Here is a 19,511-nt window from a genome sequence, read left to right as displayed (position 1 = left end):
CGACCCTACGAAGCCCGACCCGGCCAGGCACACCCCTAGACGGCAGGTCGGGACCCCTAGGGCTGGCACGGGGCTGCGCCGGGCCGGCCTGGTGTGCCGGTCCGGCCGCGCCGCCGTCCCGGGGCGGCTCTGGTTCGTGGCCCTGGTCTCAGGACTTGCCGAACTCGCGCTGGATGATGTCGAACAGCTCCTCCCGGCTGGCCGTGTCGAGTTCCTCCGCGGTCTCCGCCGCCGGCGCGGGGACGGCGGCGGAGGCGGGCCGGCGGGCCCGCCACCTGGCCAGCATGCTCTCCAGGCGGCCGATGACCGCCTCGTCGACCTGGTCGGCGGGCGCCTCGCCGAGGAGCTGGTCGAGCCGTTCGACCTCGGCGGCGATCGGCAGCGCCGGCTGCTCCGGCGCCAGCCCGGCACGCAGGTGCTCGGCGAGGGCGCCTGGGGTGGGATGGTCGAAGATCAGGGTCGCGGGCAGGCCGAGACCGGTCTCGGCGGTCAGCCGGTTGCGCAGCTCGACCGCGGTGAGGGAGTCGAAGCCCAGTTCGAGGAAGCCGCGACCCGGCCGGATCGCGGCGGGCGTGGCGTGCCCGAGCACCGTCGCGGCGGTGCCGCGTACCAGGTCGAGCAGGATGCGGTCGCGCTCGGACGCCGAGGCGGCGGCCAGCCGCCCCCGCAGGGCCGAGGGTGCGCCGTCGGCGTCGGCGGACGGCGCCTCCTGCGGGGCGGGCTGCGCCTCCGGGATCTCGGCGAGCAGCGGGCTCGGCCGCAGCGCCGTGAACGACGACGCGAACCTGTCCCACCGCACATCCGCCACCACCACCGACACGTCACCCACCTCCAACGCCCGCTCCAACCCCACCACCGCCAACTCCGGCGCCATCGCCACCAGACCCCGCCGGGACAACTCGTCCCCGACCGCACCCACCGCCATCCCCGCTTCGCCCCACGGACCCCACGCCACCGACGTACCCACCAGCCCCCGCGCCCGCCGGGACACCATCAGCCCCTCCACGAACGCGTTCCCCGCCGCATACCCCACCTGACCCGCCGAACCCCACACCCCCGCGATCGACGAGAAGACCACGAACGCGTCCAGCTCCACACCGGACAGCAACTCGTCCAGCACCACCGCGCCGCCGACCTTCGCCCGCAGCACCTCCCCCAACTGCTCCGCACCCACCTCGCCCAACGGCGCCAGCTGCGCCACCCCCGCCGCGTGCACCACCGCCCGAACCCGATCACCAGACCCCGCCAGACCGTCGAGCAACCCGGCCACCGCCACCCGGTCGGCCACGTCACAGGCCATCACCGACACCCGCGCGCCCGACCCCCGCAGCCCCGCCACCACTCCCGCGCCTTCCGAGCCCAGCCCGCCCTCGCCGCTACGCGACAGCAACACCACGTGCTCCGCTCCCGCGCCCACCGCCCACCGCGCCACCCGGAGACCCAACGCGCCCGTGCCGCCCGTCACCAGCACCGTCCCCGACAACCGCACCCCACCGCTCGGGACCGAGCCGACAGCCGCCCGCACCAACCGCCGGCCGAACACCCCCGACGACCGCACCGCCACCTGATCCTCCACGCCACCCGCCAATACCGCGGACAGCCGGTCCCACACCCATCCCTCCGCCACGCCCGGCACATCCACCAGGCCGCCCCACGACCCCGGCAGTTCCAACCCCGCGACCCGGCCGAGACCCCACAGCGCCGCGCCCTCGACGTTGTCGAGCACGTCCGACCCGCCCACCGACACCGCACCGCTGGTCAGCCACCACAGCCGACCCTCGATCCCGGAGTCGGTCAGCGCCTGGACCGCCGTCAGCGCCGTCGACAGGGCGGCGGCGGCCGGAAGATCACCCGGGTCCGCCGGGGCGGCCAGCGACAGCAGGGACAGCACGCCGGCGACCCGGCCGTCGGGCCCGGCCGCATCGCGCAGCCGCCCCGCCACCGCGTCCCGGTCCGCGCCGTCGACCAGGACGGTGGCGACCCGGGCCCCCCGGGCCGCCAGGGCGGCGAGGGCCGGGTGGTCCGCCTGCCCCGGTGTGGTCAGCACCAGCCAGGTTCCGGTGAGCGTGCCGGTGGCCGGCAACCCAGCCGTACGCCACTCGACGCGGTACCGCCACGAGTCGACCGTCGACCGCCGCTGCGCGTCCCGACGCCACCGGGCGAGCTTCGGCAGCAGCGCCGTGGACGACTCGCCCGCGTCCGCCGCCAGTTCCTCGCCCAGCACGCCGAGGTCACCGGACTCGACCGCCGCCCAGAACTGCCCGTCCGCCGGGCCGCTCGCGGTAGCGGAAGCGGGTGCCGGCGCCGGGTCCTCCAGCCAGTAGCGCCGGCGGTCGAAGGCGTAGGTGGGCAGGTCCACCGTCCTCGGCCGGACGCCCGCCTGCGCCAGATAGGCCGACCAGTCCACCGACGCCCCGGCCGCGTGCAACTGACCCACCGCCGCCAGCAGAGACTCCACCTCCGGACGGTCCCGGCGCAGAGTCGCCACCCGAGACACCTCGCCACCGGCGACGTCGGCGACCATCGCCGTCAGAACCGCGTCCGGGCCCACCTCCACGAACGTGTCCACCCCGGCCGCCCGCAGCGCCGCCACCCCATCGGCGAACCGCACCGGCCGCCGCACATGACGCACCCAGTACTCCGGGTCCGCGATCTCCAACGGATCCGCCACCACACCCGACACGTTCGACACCACCGCCACCGACGGCACCCGCCAGTCCAAGCCGGCGACCACCGAACGTAACCCGTCCAACATCGGCTCCATCAGCCGGGAGTGGAACGCGTGCGACACGGTGAGGGGCTTGGTCCGCCAGCCCCGGGCCCGGCAGGTGTCCGCCACGAGTTCGACCTCGTCGGCCGCACCGGAGAGCACCACCGCCGCCGGGCCGTTCACCGCCGCGACGTCCACCGCCGCGCCGGTCACCTCGATGACCAGACGCACATCGGCCTCGGACGCCGCGACCGCCGCCATCACCCCGCCGGCCGGCAGGGCCTGCATCAGCCGGCCCCGCGCCGCCACGAGGACACACGCGTCCTCCAGCGACAACATCCCCGCCGCGTACGCCGCCGTCACCTCACCCAACGAATGCCCCGCGAAGAAGTCGACCCGCACCCCCCACGACCGCAACAACTCCCACAACGCCACCTCCACCGCGAACAACCCCGCCTGCGCGAACACCGTCCGATCCAACAGGCCCGCCTCGGCGGACCCCGGCTCGGCGAACACGACCTCCCGCAACGGCGGGAACCCACCGTCGAACTCGACGTCGATCAGCCCGCACACCCGATCGAAGGACTCCGCGAACACCGGGAACCGGTCGTACAACTCCCGACCCATCCCCACCCGCTGCGCACCCTGACCCGTGAACAACACCGCCCGGCGACCCGACGACACCACCCCCGACGCCGCCGCGCCACCGGCCGCCACCGCGTCCAGGCCCGCCACCAGGTCACCCACACCCGAACCCCACACCACCGCACGGTGCTCCAACGCCGCCCGCGACGACACCAGGGACCACGCCACAGCCACCGCCGCCAGACCGGACCGGCCCCGCACGAACGACGCCAACCGCGCCGCCTGACCCAGCAGGGCCCGCCCGGAGCGACCCGACACCACCCACGGCACCGGCACACCGACGGGCGCGTCCCCGGCGGGCGCGGGGGCCGGCTCGTCGTCGCCCTGTTCCAGGACGACGTGCGCGTTGGTGCCGGAGATGCCGAACGACGACACCGCCGCCCGGCGCGGCCGGTCCGCCCCCGGCCACCCGCGCGGTTCCGTCACGAGGGTGACCGCGCCCGACTCCCAGTCCACGTGCGACGACGGCTCGTCCACATGCAGGGTCGCCGGAACGATGCCCTCCCGCATCGCCAGGACCATCTTGATGATCCCCGCCACCCCGGCCGCGGCCTGCGTGTGACCGATGTTCGACTTCACCGACCCCAACAACAACGGAACATCCCGACCCTGCCCGTACGTGGCCAGCAGAGCCTGCGCCTCGATCGGATCACCCAACGTCGTACCCGTGCCGTGCGCCTCCACCACATCCACATCCACCGGCGACAGGCCCGCCGACGCCAGAGCCTGCCGGATCACCCGCTGCTGCGACGGACCATTCGGCGCCGTCAACCCATTCGACGCACCGTCCTGATTCACCGCCGAACCCCGCACCACCGCCAGAACCCGACGACCCTCCCGCCGCGCATCCGACAACCGCTGCACGAGGATGACACCGACGCCCTCGGACCAACCCGTCCCGTCGGCGGCCTCGGCGAAGGACCTGCACCGCCCGTCGGCCGAGAGGCCGCCCTGGATCGAGAACTCGGCGAAGGTGGCCGGGGAGGCCATCACGCAGACGCCGCCGGCCAGCGCGAGATCGCACTCGCCGGACCGCAGCGCCTGGGCCGCCAGGTGCAACGCGACCAGCGACGACGAGCACGCCGTGTCCACCGTCACCGCCGGGCCCTCGAACCCGAAGGAGTACGCCACCCGACCCGACAGCACGCTGGTCGCGTTGCCGGTGAGCAGGTGACCGCCGACCTCCTTGGCGCGGCCGACCGAGCCGTTCGCGTACCCCTGGAAGCTGGCTCCGGCGAAGACGCCGACGGCACCGCCCTTGAGGCTGGTCGGGTCGATGCCCGCCGACTCGATCGCCTCCCAGGACGTCTCCAGCAGCAGCCGCTGCTGCGGGTCCATCGCGAGGGCCTCGCGCGGGGAGATGCCGAAGAACTCGGCGTCGAACTCGCCCGCGTCGTGGACGAAGCCGCCCCTGCGGGCGAACGACGTGTCGGACATGCCGCTGCCCAGGACGTTGTCCCAGCCCCGGTCGAGCGGGAACTCGGAGATGCCGTCGCGGCCGTCGGCGAGCAGTTGCCACAGCTCGTCGGGCGTGCCGACGCCACCGGGGAGGCGGCAACCCATGCCGACGATGACGATCGGGTCGTCGTCCAGCGCGGCGGGGCGGATCTCGACCGGCGAGTCGGCCGACGCCCCGATCAGGGTGTCGCGGAGGAGGGCGACCAGGGCAGCCGGGGTCGGGTGGTCGAAGACGAGGGTGCTGGGCAACGCCAGGCCGGTCTCGGCGATCAGCCGGTTGCGCAGCTCGACCGCGGTGAGCGAGTCGAACCCGAGGCGCTGGAACGCCCGGTCCGCCGGGACGGACTCCACGCCGGCGTGGCCGAGCACCGAGGCGACCTGGGAGCGTACGAGATCGAGCAGGAAGGCCTCGGCGTCGGTGGCCGGCAGGGCCGCGAGCCGCTCGCGCAGCGCGGACGCCTGGTCGGTGGGGCCGCCAACGGTCGGGAGGGCCGCCGCGAGCGCCGCCTGGGCCTCGGGGATCTCGGCGAGCAGCGGGCTCGGCCGCAACGCGGTGAACGACGACGCGAACCTGTCCCACCGCACATCCGCCACCACCACCGACACGTCACCCACCTCCAACGCCCGCTCCAACCCCACCACCGCCAACTCCGGCGCCATCGCCACCAGACCCCGCCGGCTCAGCTGCTCCCCAGCCTCGCCCACCGCCATACCGGCGTCGCCCCACGGACCCCACGCCACCGACGTGCCCGCCAGCCCACGCGCCCGCCGGGACGCCACCACGCCGTCCACGAACGCGTTCGCCGCGGCGTACGCCACCTGACCAGCCGAACCCCACACGCCGGCGATCGACGAGAAGACCACGAACGCGTCCAGTTCCACACCGGACAGCAACTCGTCCAGCACCACCGCGCCGTCGACCTTCGCCCGCAGCACCTCCCCCAGTTCCTCCGCACCCACCTCGCCCAACGGGGTCATCTGCGCCACCCCCGCCGCGTGCACCACCGCCCGGACCCGATCACCAGACCCCGCCAGACCGTCGAGCAACCCGGCCACCGCATCCCGATCGGCCACGTCACAGGCCGTCACCGACACCCGCGCGCCCAGCCCTCGCAGCTCCTCCACCACACCCGCGACCCCCGGCGCACCGTCGCCCCGCCGAGACACCAACACCACGTGCTCGGCGCCGGCACCGATCGCCCACCGCGCCACCCGCAGCCCCAGCGCACCGGTGCCACCCGTCACCAGGACCGTCCCCGCCAACCGCACACCGGCACCAGCACCGGCACCGGCGCGCACCAGCCGCCGCGCGAACACGCCCGACGACCGCACCGCCACCTGGTCCTCACCACCACCCGCCAACACCCCGCACAGCCGGTCCCACACCCACCCGTCGGCCGCAGCCGGCACATCCACCAGGCCACCCCAACGGCCCGGCTCCTCCAACGCTGCCACCCGGCCCAGTCCCCAGATGGAACTGGCCGTGGCGTCGAGAACCGTGGCGTCGGAGCCGTCCACCGAGACCGCGCCGCTGGTCAGCCACCACAGCCGACCGTCGACGCCCGCATCGGTCAGCGCCTGGACGACGGTCAGCGCCTCGGCCACCCCGGCACCGGCGAGGGACAGCACACAGAGCAGACCGGCGACCGGTTCGCCGGTCCGCACCGCGCCGGCGAGCTGCCGCGCGATCCGGTCCCGGTCCATGCTGTCGATCACCACGGGTACGACCCGGGCGCCCCGGGCCGCCAGCGCGGCGACGACCGGATGGTCCTCCTGGCCGGGCAGCATCGGCACCAGCCACGTGCCCGTCAGGGTGGTACGACCGTCGACCGGGTGCGACCGCCACACGACGTGGTACCGCCACGAGTCGACCGTCGACCGGCGCTGCGCGTCCCGACGCCACCGGGCGAGCTTCGGCAGCACCGCGCCGAACGGCTCGTCCGCGCCCACGCCCAGCTCGTCGCCGAGCAGGGCCGGCTCGCCCGATTCCACCGCCGCCCAGAACCGCCCGTCGAGAGCGTCGTCGCGGGTGGCGAGGTCGGTCGACGCCGACGGCTCGGCCCAGTACCAGGCGCGGTCGAAGGCGTAGCTGGGCAGATCCACGGCCCCCGGCCGCGCCCCGGCCTGCGCGAGGTAGGCGGACCAGTCCACCGAAACACCGGCCGCGTGCAACTGACCCACCGCCGCCAGCAGGGACTCCACCTCCGGACGGTCCCGACGCAACGTCGCCACCCGACGCACCCCGTCACCACCGGCGACCTCAGCCACCATCGCCGTCAACACCGCGTCCGGCCCCACCTCCAGGAACGTGTCCACCCCGGCCGCCCGCAACGCCCCCACCCCGTCGGCGAACCGCACCGGCTGCCGCACATGCCGCACCCAGTACGCCGGATCCGCCAGCTCCAACGGATCCGCCACCACACCCGACACGTTCGACACCACCGGCACAGCCGGAGCCCGCCACGACAACCCCGCCACCACGGCGGCGAACTCCTCAAGCATCGGCTCCATCAACGGACTGTGGAACGCATGACTCACCGCCAACCGACGAGTACGCACACCCCGCTCCCGCCAGACCCGCTCCACCTCGTCCAACGCCTCAACCGCACCCGAGACGACGACAGCCGTGGGCCCGTTGACGGCGGCGATCCCGACCCGGCCGGCCAGCCCTTCCAGGACGGCCAGCACCTCAGCCTCGGACGCGGCCACCGCGAGCATTCCCCCACCGGCCGGCAGGGCCTGCATCAGCCGGCCCCGCGCCGCCACGAGGACACACGCGTCCTCCAGGGACAACATCCCCGCCGCGTACGCCGCCGTCACCTCACCCAACGAATGCCCCGCGAAGAAGTCGACCCGCACCCCCCACGACCGCAGCAGATCCCACAACGCCACCTCCACCGCGAACAACCCCGCCTGCGCGAACACCGTCCGATCCAACAGGCCCGCCTCGGCGGACCCCGGCTCGGCGAACACGACCTCCCGCAACGGCGGGAACCCACCGTCGAACTCGACGTCGATCAGCCCGCACACCCGGTCGAAGGACTCCGCGAACACCGGGAACCGGTCGTACAACTCCCGACCCATCCCGACCCGCTGCGCACCCTGACCGGTGAACAGCACCGCCCGGCGACCCGACGACACCACCCCCGACACCGCCGCGCCACCGGCCGCCACCGCGTCCAGGCCCGCCACCAGGTCACCCACACCCGAACCCCACACCACCGCACGGTGCTCCAACGCCGCCCGCGACGACACCAACGACCACGCCACAGCCACCGCCGCCAGACCGGACCGGCCCCGCGCGAACGACGCCAACCGCGCAGCCTGACCCAGCAGGGCCCGCTCGGAACGACCCGACACCACCCACGGCACCGGCAGCCCCGGAGCCGACTCCGGCTCCACCCCCGGTGCCGGCTGCGGCGCCGATTCCGGCTGCTCCAGGATCACGTGCGCGTTCGTCCCCGAGATGCCGAACGACGACACCGCCGCCCGACGCGGACGGCCCACCTCAGGCCACCCCCGCGACTCCGTCACCAGGGTGACCGCGCCCGACGACCAGTCCACGTGCGACGACGGCTCGTCGACGTGCAACGACGCCGGCACCACCCCGTGCCGCATCGCCAGGACCATCTTGATGATCCCCGCCACCCCGGCCGCCGCCTGCGTGTGACCGATGTTCGACTTCACCGACCCCAACAACAACGGAACATCCCGACCCTGCCCGTACGTGGCCAGCAGAGCCTGCGCCTCGATCGGATCACCCAACGTGGTGCCCGTGCCGTGCGCCTCCACCACATCCACATCCACCGGCGACAGGCCCGCCGACGCCAGAGCCTGCCGGATCACCCGCTGCTGCGACGGACCATTCGGCGCCGTCAACCCGTTCGACGCGCCGTCCTGATTCACCGCCGTGGCCCGCACCACCGCCAGAACCCGACGACCCTCCCGCCGCGCATCCGACAACCGCTGCACGACGAGGACACCGACGCCCTCGCCCCACGCGGTGCCGTCGGCGGCCTCGGCGAACGCCTTGCACCGCCCGTCGGCCGACAGCCCGCCCTGCCGGGAGAACTCGATGAACGCACCCGGGGTGGCCATCACGGTGACGCCGCCGGCCAGCGCGAGATCGCACTCGCCGGACCGCAGCGCCTGGGCCGCCAGGTGCAACGCGACCAGCGACGACGAGCACGCCGTGTCCACCGTCACCGCCGGCCCCTCGAACCCGAACGAGTACGACACCCGACCCGACAGCACGCTGGCGGAGGCGCCCGTGGCCCCGTACCCGGTCAGCGCCTCACCGGCCTGGCGCACCACGGTCTCGTAGTCCTGGCCGTTGGTGCCGGCGAACACCCCGACCCGGGCCCCGCGCAGGGCGAGCGGGTCGATCCGGGCGTCCTCGAACGCCTCCCACGACGTCTCCAGCAGCAGCCGCTGCTGCGGGTCCATGGCGAGGGCCTCGCGCGGAGAGATGCCGAAGAACTCGGCGTCGAATGCGCCCGCCTCGTGCAGGAACGCCCCCCGGCTGACGTACGACGACTCGGCGGAGTCGCGCAGGGACGCCAGGTCCCAGTGCCGGTTGGTCGGGAACTCCGACATCGCGTCAACGCCGCCAACCAGCAGGTCCCACAGTTCGGCCGGGGAGCCGGCGCCGGCCGGGAAGCGGCAGCCCATGCCGACGATGACGATCGGGTCGTCGGCGACGACCGGGCCGCCGACCACGGTCGGTGCGGGCAGGGCCCGCCCGCCGAGCATTTCGGCGTGGATGTGGCCGGCGAGGGCGGTCGGGTTCGGGTAGTCGAACGCCAGGGTGCTGGGCAGCGTGAGGCCGGTGGCCGCGTCGAGCCGGTTGCGTAGTTCCACGGCGGCCAGGGAGGTGAAGCCGAGGTCCTGGAACGCCCGGTCGGGTGCCACCCGGTCCGCGGAGTCGTGGCCGAGCACGGCGGCGACCTCGCCGCGTACGAGGTCACGCAGTGCGTGCACCTGCTCCGTGCCGGACATCGCCGCGAGCCGGGCGAGCAGCGCGGACGTCGGCGCCGGGCCGGCGACGGCGAGCGCGGCCGGCGCGGCCTCGGCCACCAGGTCCCGGGTGAGCGGGTCGGGGCGCGTGCCGGCGGCCACCCGGGCCCAGTCGATGTCGGCCACCACGAGGTACGTCTCGTCGCGCCCGAGCGCCGCAGGCAGGGCCTCGACGGCGGTCCGGGGTGCCATGGCCCCGAATCCGTCCCGGGCCAGGCGCCGTTCGAACTCACCGGCGCTCACCCCGCCGTCGGCCCAGAGGCCCCAGGCGAGCGAGGTCGCCGGGAGTCCCTCGGCGCGGCGCCGCTGGGCCAGCGCGTCGAGGAAGGCGTTGCCCGGCGCGTAGGTGGCCTGGCCGGCCCCGCCCATGATGCCGGCGAGGGAGGAGAAGAGCACGAAGGCCGACAGGTCCGCGCCACGGGTCAGCTCGTCGAGGTTGATGGCGGCGGCCACCTTGGCCCGGAGCGCGGCGGCCATCTGGTCGACGGTCACCGCGTCGATCATGTTGTCGTCGAGCGCGGCGGCGGTGTGCACGACGGCGGTCAGGGGGAGGCCGTCGGGGACCGACCGCAGCAGGCCGGCGAGCGCGGCGCGGTCGGCCACGTCGCAGGACGCCACGGTGACCCGGCTGCCGAGCGCGGTCAGCTCGTCGATGAGTGCCCCGGCGTCCGGTGCCTGCGGGCCCCGGCGGCTGACGAGCAGGAGGTGTTCGGCGCCGGCGGCGGCCAGGGCGCGGGCGACGTGTCTGCCGAGGGCGCCGGTGCCTCCGGTGATCAGCACGGTGCCGCGCGGCGTCCACGAGTCGCGGGGGCCGCCGTCGCCGTAGGCGGCCCGGACGAGCCGGCGGGCGTGGCAGCCGCTGGCGCGCAGGGCGACCTGGTCCTCCGCGCCGGGGTCGGCGAGCAGCGTGCGGAGGGTCCGGACGGCGCCCCGGTCGGGGCGTTCGGGCAGGTCCACCAGTCCGCCCCAGCGGTGCGGGTGCTCGGCGCGCAGCACGCCGCCGAAGCCCCACGTCATCGCCTGGGCGGGGTCGACGTGCCGGTCGCGGGAGCCGACGGAGACCGCGCCCCGGGTGGCGATCCAGAGCCGGGCGGCCAGCCCGGCGTCGCCGAGGGCCTGGGCGAGCACGACCGTGCCGGCGAGGCCGGCGGGCACGGTCCCGGTCTCCCCGTACGGCCGGTCGTCGAGCGCGAGGAGGGACAGTACGGCGGTGCCGGCGCGGTCCCGGTCCGGCAGGGCTTCGGTCAGGTCCCGGGCGAGGCGCTTGCGGTCGCAGCCGGCCTCGACCTGGACGGTGCGGGTCCGGGTGGGGTCGAGCGCGGCCACCCAGTCGCCCACGGACGGGCCCGCGTCGGCGGGTACGACCAGCAGGAAGTCCGCGGCCTCGGGCCGGGTGGGGTCGTCCACGACCTGCTGCCAGGCCACCCGGTACCGCCAGGAGTCGAGGGTGGCCTCGGTCTCCCGGCGACGCCGCCAGGTGGACAGCGCCGGGAGCACCTCGGCGAGCGGGGTGTCCGCGTCGACGGCCAGGCTCTCGGCGAGGGCCGCCACGTCCTCCGCGTCGATGGCACGCCAGAAGGCGTCGTCCTCGGCGGTGCGCCGGGTGCCGGCGGGGCGGTGGGAGCGCGTGGCGGCGTTGAGCCAGTAGCGCTGGTGGTCGAAGGCGTAGGTGGGCAGGTCGAGAACCCCCGGCCGCGCCCCGGCCTGCGCCAGGTACCCGGCCCAGTCCACCGGCACCCCGGCCGCGTGCAACTGACCCACCGCCGCCAGCAGGGACTCCACCTCCGGACGGTCCCGACGCAACGTCGCCACCCGACGCACCCCGTCACCGGCGGCGATCCCGGCGACCATCGCGGTGAGGACCGCGTCCGGCCCCACCTCCAGGAAGACGTCCACCCCGGCGTCACCCAGAGCGGTGACCCCGTCGGAGAACCGCACCGGCTGCCGCACATGCCGCACCCAGTACGCCGGATCAACCAGCTCCAGGGGGGCCGCCACCGCACCGGTCACGTTCGACACCACCGACACGGTCGGGGCCCGCCACGACAGCCCGGCCACCACGGCGGCGAACTCGTCGAGCATCGGCTCCATCAGCGGGCTGTGGAACGCGTGGCTCACCGCGAGCCGGCGGGCGCGCACGCCCCGCTCGCGCCAAAGCCGCTCCACCTCCTCCAGTTCCTCGATTGCGCCGGAGACGACGACGGCCGTGGGCCCGTTGACGGCGGCGATCCCGACCCGGCCGGCCAGCCCCTCCAGGGCGGCCAGCACCTCAGCCTCGGACGCGGCCACCGCCAACATCCCCCCGCCGGCCGGCAGGGCCTGCATCAGCCGGCCCCGCGCCGCCACGAGGACACACGCGTCCTCCAGGGACAACATCCCCGCCGCGTACGCCGCCGTCACCTCACCCAACGAATGACCGGCGAAGAAGTCGACCCGCACCCCCCACGACCGCAGCAGATCCCACAACGCCACCTCCACCGCGAACAACCCCGCCTGCGCAAACACCGTCCGATCCAACAGCCCAGCCTCGGCGGAGGGCGCCAACACCACCTCCCGCAACGGCGGGAGATCGCCACCGAACTCGGCATCGATCAGCCCGCACACCCGGTCGAAGGACTCCGCGAACACCGGGAACCGGTCATACAACTCCCGACCCATCCCGACCCGCTGCGACCCCTGACCGGTGAACAGCACCGCCCGACGACCCGACGACACCACGCCCGACACCGCACCGCCGGCCGCCACCGCGTCCAGGCCCGCCACCAACTCACCCACACCCGAACCCCACACCACCGCACGGTGCTCCAACGCCGCCCGCGACGACGCCAGGGACCACGCCACATCCACCGCCGCCAGGTCGGACCGGCCCCGCACGAACGACGCCAACCGCGCAGCCTGACCCAGCAGGGCCCGCCCGGAGCGACCCGACACCACCCACGGCACCGGCACACCGACGGGCGCGTCCCCGGCGGGCGCGGGGGCCGGCTCGTCGTCGCCCTGTTCCAGGACGACGTGCGCGTTGGTGCCGGAGATGCCGAACGACGACACCGCCGCCCGGCGCGGCCGGTCCGCCCCCGGCCACCCCCGCGACTCCGTCACCAGGGTCACCGCGCCCGACGACCAGTCCACGTGCGACGACGGCTCGTCCACGTGCAGGGTCGCCGGAACGATGCCCTCCCGCATCGCCAGGACCATCTTGATGATCCCCGCGACACCCGCCGCCGCCTGCGTGTGACCGATGTTCGACTTCACCGACCCCAACAACAACGGAACATCCCGACCCTGCCCGTACGTCGCCAGCAGGGCCTGCGCCTCGATCGGATCACCCAACGTCGTACCCGTGCCGTGCGCCTCCACCACATCCACATCCACCGGCGACAGGCCCGCCGACGCCAGAGCCTGCCGGATCACCCGCTGCTGCGACGGACCATTCGGCGCCGTCAACCCATTCGACGCACCGTCCTGATTCACCGCCGAACCCCGCACCACCGCCAGAACCCGACGACCCTCCCGCCGCGCATCCGACAACCGCTGCACGAGGATGACACCGACGCCCTCGGACCAACCCGTCCCGTCCGCCGCCTCGGCGAAGGACTTGCACCGCCCGTCGGGGGCCATGCCGCGCTGGCGGGAGAAGTCGATGAAGGTGTCGGGGGTGGCCATCACGGTCACGCCGCCGGCCAGCGCCAGGTCACACTCCCCCGAGCGCAGCGCCTGCACCGCCAGGTGCAGCGCGACCAGCGACGACGAGCACGCCGTGTCGACCGTCACCGCCGGGCCCTCGAACCCGAACGAGTACGCCACCCGGCCGGACAGCACGCTGCTGGCGGTGCCGACACCGAGGTGGCCGTCGAGGGCCTCGGGGACGTCGACCAGGCTTGCGGAGTGGTGGTGGTACATCATGCCGGCGAACACGCCGACCGGGCGACCGCGCAGGGCGAGCGGGTCGATGCGGGCGTCCTCGATCGCCTCCCAGGACGTCTCCAGCAGCAGCCGCTGCTGCGGGTCCATGGCGAGGGCCTCGTGCGGGGAGATCTTGAACAGGTCGGCGTCGAAGTCACCGGCGTCGACCAGGAAGCCGCCCTCCCGGGCGTAGCTGCTGCCGCGACGGGCGCCGGACGGGTCGTAGAGGTCGCCGAGGTCCCAGCCACGGTCGGTCGGGAAGCCGGTGATGCCGTCCCCGCCTGCGGTGAGGAGGTCCCACAGCTGTTCCGGCGAGCGCACGCCGCCGGGGAACCGGCAGCTCAGGCCGATGATCGCGATCAGGTCGTCGGGGGCGGCGGCGGTGCCGGGCAGCGCCGGCAGCGGGTCGGCGCCGCCGCCGGTCTCGGCGTCCAGGTGGTCGGCGAGCCGGAGCGGGGTGGGGTGGTCGAACACGAGGGTCGCGGGGAGCCGCAGTCCGGTCTCCGCGCCGAGCCGGTTGCGCAGCTCGACGGCGGTCAGCGAGTCGAACCCCAGTTCGGTGAACGGGCGGCCGGCCTCGACGGCGGCGGCGTCGGCGTACCCGAGGACCGCCGCGACCTGGTCCAGGACGAGCCGCAACAGGGCGGCGGCGCGCTCGGCGCGGTCCAGCCCGGCCAGCCGCCCGGTCAGGGTGAGGGGCTCGGCGGGGCCGGACCGGGCGGCCCGCCGCCGGGACGGGCGGACCAGGCCGCGGAACACCGCGGGCAGGGTGCCGGCCTCGGCCTGGGAGCGCAGCGCCGGGCCGTTCAACGCCACGGGGACCGCGACCGGCAGGCCGGTACGCAGGGCGGCGTCGAAGAGGGCGAGGCCGTCGGCCGGGGCGATGGGGCGGGCGCCGGAGCGGGCGAGCCGGTCGGTCTCGGCGCGGCCGAGGGCGGCGGTCATGCCGCCGCCCGACTCGGCCCACGGGCCCCAGGCCAGGGAGAGGGCGGGCAGGCCGGCGGCCCGCCGGCGGTGCGCGAGGGCGTCGAGGAAGGCGTTGGCGGCGGCGTAGTTGGCCTGCCCGGGGCTGCCGGTCACCCCGGCGGCCGAGGAGTACGTGACGAACAGGGCGAGGTCGCGGCCGGCGGTCAGCTCGTGCAGGTGCCGGACGGCGTCCACCTTCGGCCGCAGCACCTGCGCCAGGGTGTCGGGGGTGAGCGAGGTGAGGGTGCGGTCGGCCAGCACCCCGGCGGTGTGCACGACCCCGGTCAGCGGGTGGGCGGGGTCGATCCCGTCCAGGAGCGCGGCGAGGGCGGCGCGGTCGGCGGCGTCGCACGCCTCGACCCGGGCCGTCGCGCCCAGGTCGGCCAGGTCGGCGAGCAGCTCCGCGACGCCGGTGGCGTCGGCGCCGCGCCGGCCGGTGAGCAGCAGGTGCCGGGCCCCGTACCGGGTGACCAGGTGGCGGGCGAGCAGCGCGCCCAGCGCGCCGGTGCCACCGGTGACAAGGACGGTGCCGGCCGGGTCGAGTGCCGGCGCGGGCGCCGCCGGCTCCGGGTCGGCTGCCACGAGGCGGGGCACCCGGACCTCCCCGGCGCGCACCGCCGCCTGCGGCTCGTCGCCGCCGAGCAGGCCGGCGAGGGCGGACGCGGACCGTTCGTCGTCGTCGACATCGACGAGCAGGAACCGGCCGGGGTGTTCGGCCTGCGCGGAGCGCACCAGGCCCCACACGGCGGCGGCGGCCGGGTCGGCGACGTCCCCGTCGTGGTCCACGGCGACGGCCCCGCTGGTCAGGACCACCAGCCGGGAGCCGTCGGTGTGCCGGTCCGCGGCCAGCCAGCCCTGGAGGACGCCGAGGGTGTCGGCGAGCAGTTCGTGCGTCCCGGCCGGGTCGGCGTCGGCGGGGCCGGTCACCGGGAGCAGGACGACGTCCGGCACCCCGGCGTCGAGGAGCGCGCCCAGGTCGGCGTGGCGGGTGGCGCCGCTGCCGGCCGGCAGCGGCGCGGGGCGGTCGCCGAGCACCGCCCAGGCGGGGCCGTCGGCGGGGCCGCCGGTCTGCGGGTGCCGGGGCCAGTCGAGGCGGAACAGGGAGTTGCGCCACGGCGACCCGGCGGGGGTCAGGTCGCCGGCCGGCAGGGGCCGCAGGGCCAGCGAGCCGACCCGCGCGACGGGTGCGCCGGCGGCGTCCGCGACCAGCATGGTGACGGTGTCCGGGGCGGTAGGGGTGAGCCGGACCCGCAGGGTGTCCGCGCCGTGGGCGTACACCGTGACGTCGGTGAAGGCGAACGGCAGCCGGGCCTCGCCGGCCTCGACGATCCCCAGCCCGACGGCCTGCACGGCGGCGTCGAGCAGGGCGGGGTGCAGGCCGTACGCGTCGGCCTCGTCGGCGGCCGGCTCGGGGAGCGCCACCTCGGCGTACACGTCTGCGCCGGCCTGCCAGGCGGCGCGCAGCCCCTGGAACGCCGGGCCGTAGGCGAAGCCGGCCTCGGCGGCCCGCGCGGCCGGCTCGGCCACGTCCAGGGGCGTCGCGCCGGCCGGCGGCCAGTCGGCCAGTCCCTGGCCGGTCCACGCGCCGCCGACCGGGGCGAGCAGTCCATCGGCGGCCTCCGCGTCGCCCGCCGGGGCGAGCAGGCCGGTGGCGTGCCGGACCCACAGGTCGTCGGTGCCGGACCGGCGGCCGTGCACGGTGACCTGCCACGCGTCGCCGGGGTCGCCGGCGCGTTCGACGGCGACCTGCACGTCGACGCCGCCGGTGTCGGGGAGGGTGAGCGGGGCCTGGAGGGTCAGCTCGGTGAGCACGTCGGCGCCGACCTCCGCGCCGGCGCGCAGCGCCAGCTCGACGAGGCCGGTGCCGGGGAACAGCACGGCTCCGCGCACCGCGTGCTCGGCGAGCCAGGGGTTCGTCTCGACGGACAGCCGGCCGGTGAGGGTGACCTCGTCGCCGTCGGCGGAGCGGAACACCGCGCCGAGCAGCGGGTGACCGGTGGGGGTCAGCCCGGCGGCGGTCACGTCGGCGGGCTGCGGCAGCGGCAGCAGCCAGTAGCGGTCGCGCTGGAACGCGTACGTGGGCAGGTCCACCGGCGCGGCCGGGCCGGCGAACAGGGCGGTCCACCGCACCGGCACGCCACGGGTCCACAGGGTCGCGGCGGCGGCGAGGGCGGTGGCGGCCTCGTCCTGGTCGGCGCGCAGCACCGGCGCGTACGCGGCCTGGTCGTCGCCGGTGATCTCCTGGGCCAGCGCGGACAGCACGCCGCCGGGGCCGACCTCCACGAACGCGCCGACGCCGTGCTCGCGCAGGGTGGCCACGGCGGCGGCGAACCGGACGGTGTCGCGGACGTTGCGCAGCCAGTACGCCGGGGAACAGATCTCCTCCGGGGTGAGCACCGTGCCGGTGACGGTGGAGACCACCGGGATCCGGGGCGCGGCGAAGGTGAGCTGCCCGAGCACGGCGGCGAACGCGTCGCGCATCGGGTCCATCCGGGCGGAGTGGAACGCGTGGCTGACCCGCAGCCGCCGGGTGGACCGGCCCAGGGCGGCGAAGTGCCCGGCGACGGCGAGCACCGCGTCCTCGGCGCCGGAGACGACGACGGAGTCGGGGCCGTTGACGGCGGCCAGTTCCGCCCCGGCCGCGTCGGACGCGGCGGCCAGGTGGGCGCGCACCTCCGCCTCGCCGGCCCGGACGGACACCATGGCGCCGCCCTCGGGCAGCGCCTGCATGAGGGCGCCCCGGGCGGCGACCAGCCGGGCGGCGTCCGGCAGGGACAGCACGCCGGCCAGGTGCGCGGCGGTGACCTCGCCGACGGAGTGGCCGGTGAGGAAGTCCGGGACGACGCCCCAGGACTCGACGAGCCGGTAGGTGGCCACCTCGACGGCGAAGAGGGCCGCCTGCGCGTACCCGGTGCGGTCGAGCAGCTCGGCGGGGCCGTCGAGGACGGCGTCGAGGGGCCGGTCGAGGTGCCGGTCCAGTTCGGTGCGGGCGGCGTCGAAGGCGGCGGCGAAGGCGGGGAACGCGGCGTACAGCCGGCGGCCCATGCCGACGCGCTGGGCGCCCTGGCCGGTGCAGAGCACGGCGAGGCGGGTGGGGCTGGCGACGCCGCGCCGCACGGTGGCGGCGGGGACGGTGTCGGCCAGCGCGGACAGCCCGGCGCGGAGGTCGTCGGGGTCGGCGCCGAGCAGCACGGCCCGGTGTTCGAGGGCGGACCGGCCGGTGGCGAGGGCCCGGCCCAGCGTGGCCGGCGGGACGTCGGGGTGCTCGGCGAGCCAGGACCGCAGCCGCCGCGCCTGGGCGGTCAGCGCGGCGGCGCTACGGGCGGACAGCACCCAGGGCAGCGGGTCGGGGCCGGTGACGTCGCCGGCCGAGGGCTCCGCCTCGGGAGCGGCCGGTGGCTCCGCCACGGGGGCGGCCTCGACGATGACGTGGGCGTTGGTGCCGCTCACCCCGAAGGAGGAGACGCCGGCCCGGGCCGGGCGGGCGGCGGTCGGCCAGGGTTGGGCCTCGCGGAGCAGGCTGACCGCGCCGGCCGTCCAGTCGACGTGCGGGGACGGCTCGTCGAGGTGCAGGCTGCGGGGCAGGACGCCGTGCCGCATCGCCATGACCATCTTGATCACGCCGGCGACCCCGGCGGCGGCCTGGGTGTGCCCGAGGTTGGACTTGATCGAGCCGAGCCACAGGGGCCGGTCGGCGGGCCGCTCGCGGCCGTACGTGGCGATGACCGCCTGCGCCTCGATCGGGTCGCCGAGCCGGGTGCCGGTGCCGTGCGCCTCGACGGCGTCCACGTCGGCGGGGGTGAGCCGGGCGTTCGCGAGGGCCTGGCGGATCACCCGCTGCTGGGAGGGGCCGTGCGGGGCGGTGAGGCCGTTGCTGGCCCCGTCCTGGTTGACGGCGGTGCCGCGGACCACGGCGAGCACGGGGTGGCCGTTGCGCCGGGCCTCGGAGAGCCGTTCGAGCAGGAGCAGGCCGGCGCCCTCGCTCCAGCCGGTGCCGTCGGCGGCGGCGGAGAAGGACTTGCACCGGCCGTCCGGGGACAGTCCCCGCTGCCGGCTGAAGCCGACGAACGTGTCCGGGCTGGACATCACGGTGACGCCGCCGGCCAGGGCGAGGGTGCACTCGCCGGAGCGCAGCGCCTGGGCGGCGAGGTGCAGGGCGACCAGGGACGACGAGCAGGCGGTGTCGACGGTGACGGCCGGGCCCTCGAAGCCGAAGGTGTAGGCGATCCGGCCGGACACGACGCTGCCGTGGTTGCCGGTGCCGACGAACGCCTCGACCTCGTCGGGCACGCCGTTGAGGCGGGACACGTAGTCGTGGTACATGACGCCGGTGAAGACGCCGGTCCGGCTGCCCTTCAGGGACTCGGCGGCGATGCCGGCCCGCTCGACGGCCTCCCAGGCGACCTCAAGCAGCAGCCGCTGCTGCGGGTCCATCGCCAGGGCCTCGCGGGGCGAGATGCCGAAGAAGCCGGCGTCGAACTCGCCGGCGTCGAGCAGGAAACCACCCTCGCGGGTGTACGACTTGCCGTGCGCCTCCGGGTCAGGGTCGTAGAGGTTCTCCACGTCCCAGCCCCGGTCGGCGGGGAACGGCGTCACCGCGTCCCCGCCGGCCTCGACCAGCCGCCACAGCGCCTCAGGACTGTGCACCCCGCCCGGGTAGCGACAGGCCATCCCCACGATCGCGATGGGCTCGTGGTTCTGCTCGTCGGCGGCCCTCAGTCGCTCGCTGGTCTCGTGCAGGTCAGCGGTGACGCGCTTGAGGTACTCGCGGAGCTTGGCTTCGTTCGCCATCGGTAGATCACCTGTCGCTAAT

General features: G+C 75.5%; 1 protein-coding gene. It reads right to left on the bottom strand.

Features of this window, described 5'->3' with window-relative positions; genetic code table 11:
* Positions 1-148 precede the first annotated feature (148 nt).
* Positions 149-19,489 (bottom strand): type I polyketide synthase, encoded by a 19,341-nt coding sequence (locus tag OG617_RS23840; RefSeq protein WP_405095202.1) that lies wholly within the window; start codon positions 19,487-19,489, stop codon positions 149-151.
* Positions 19,490-19,511 lie beyond the last annotated feature (22 nt).

Origin of the sequence: Micromonospora sp. NBC_01412 (assembly GCF_045040215.1) — a bacterium.
Classification (GTDB): Bacteria; Actinomycetota; Actinomycetes; order Mycobacteriales; family Micromonosporaceae; genus Micromonospora; species Micromonospora rubida.
This window is presented reverse-complemented; position numbering and strand designations above follow the sequence as displayed.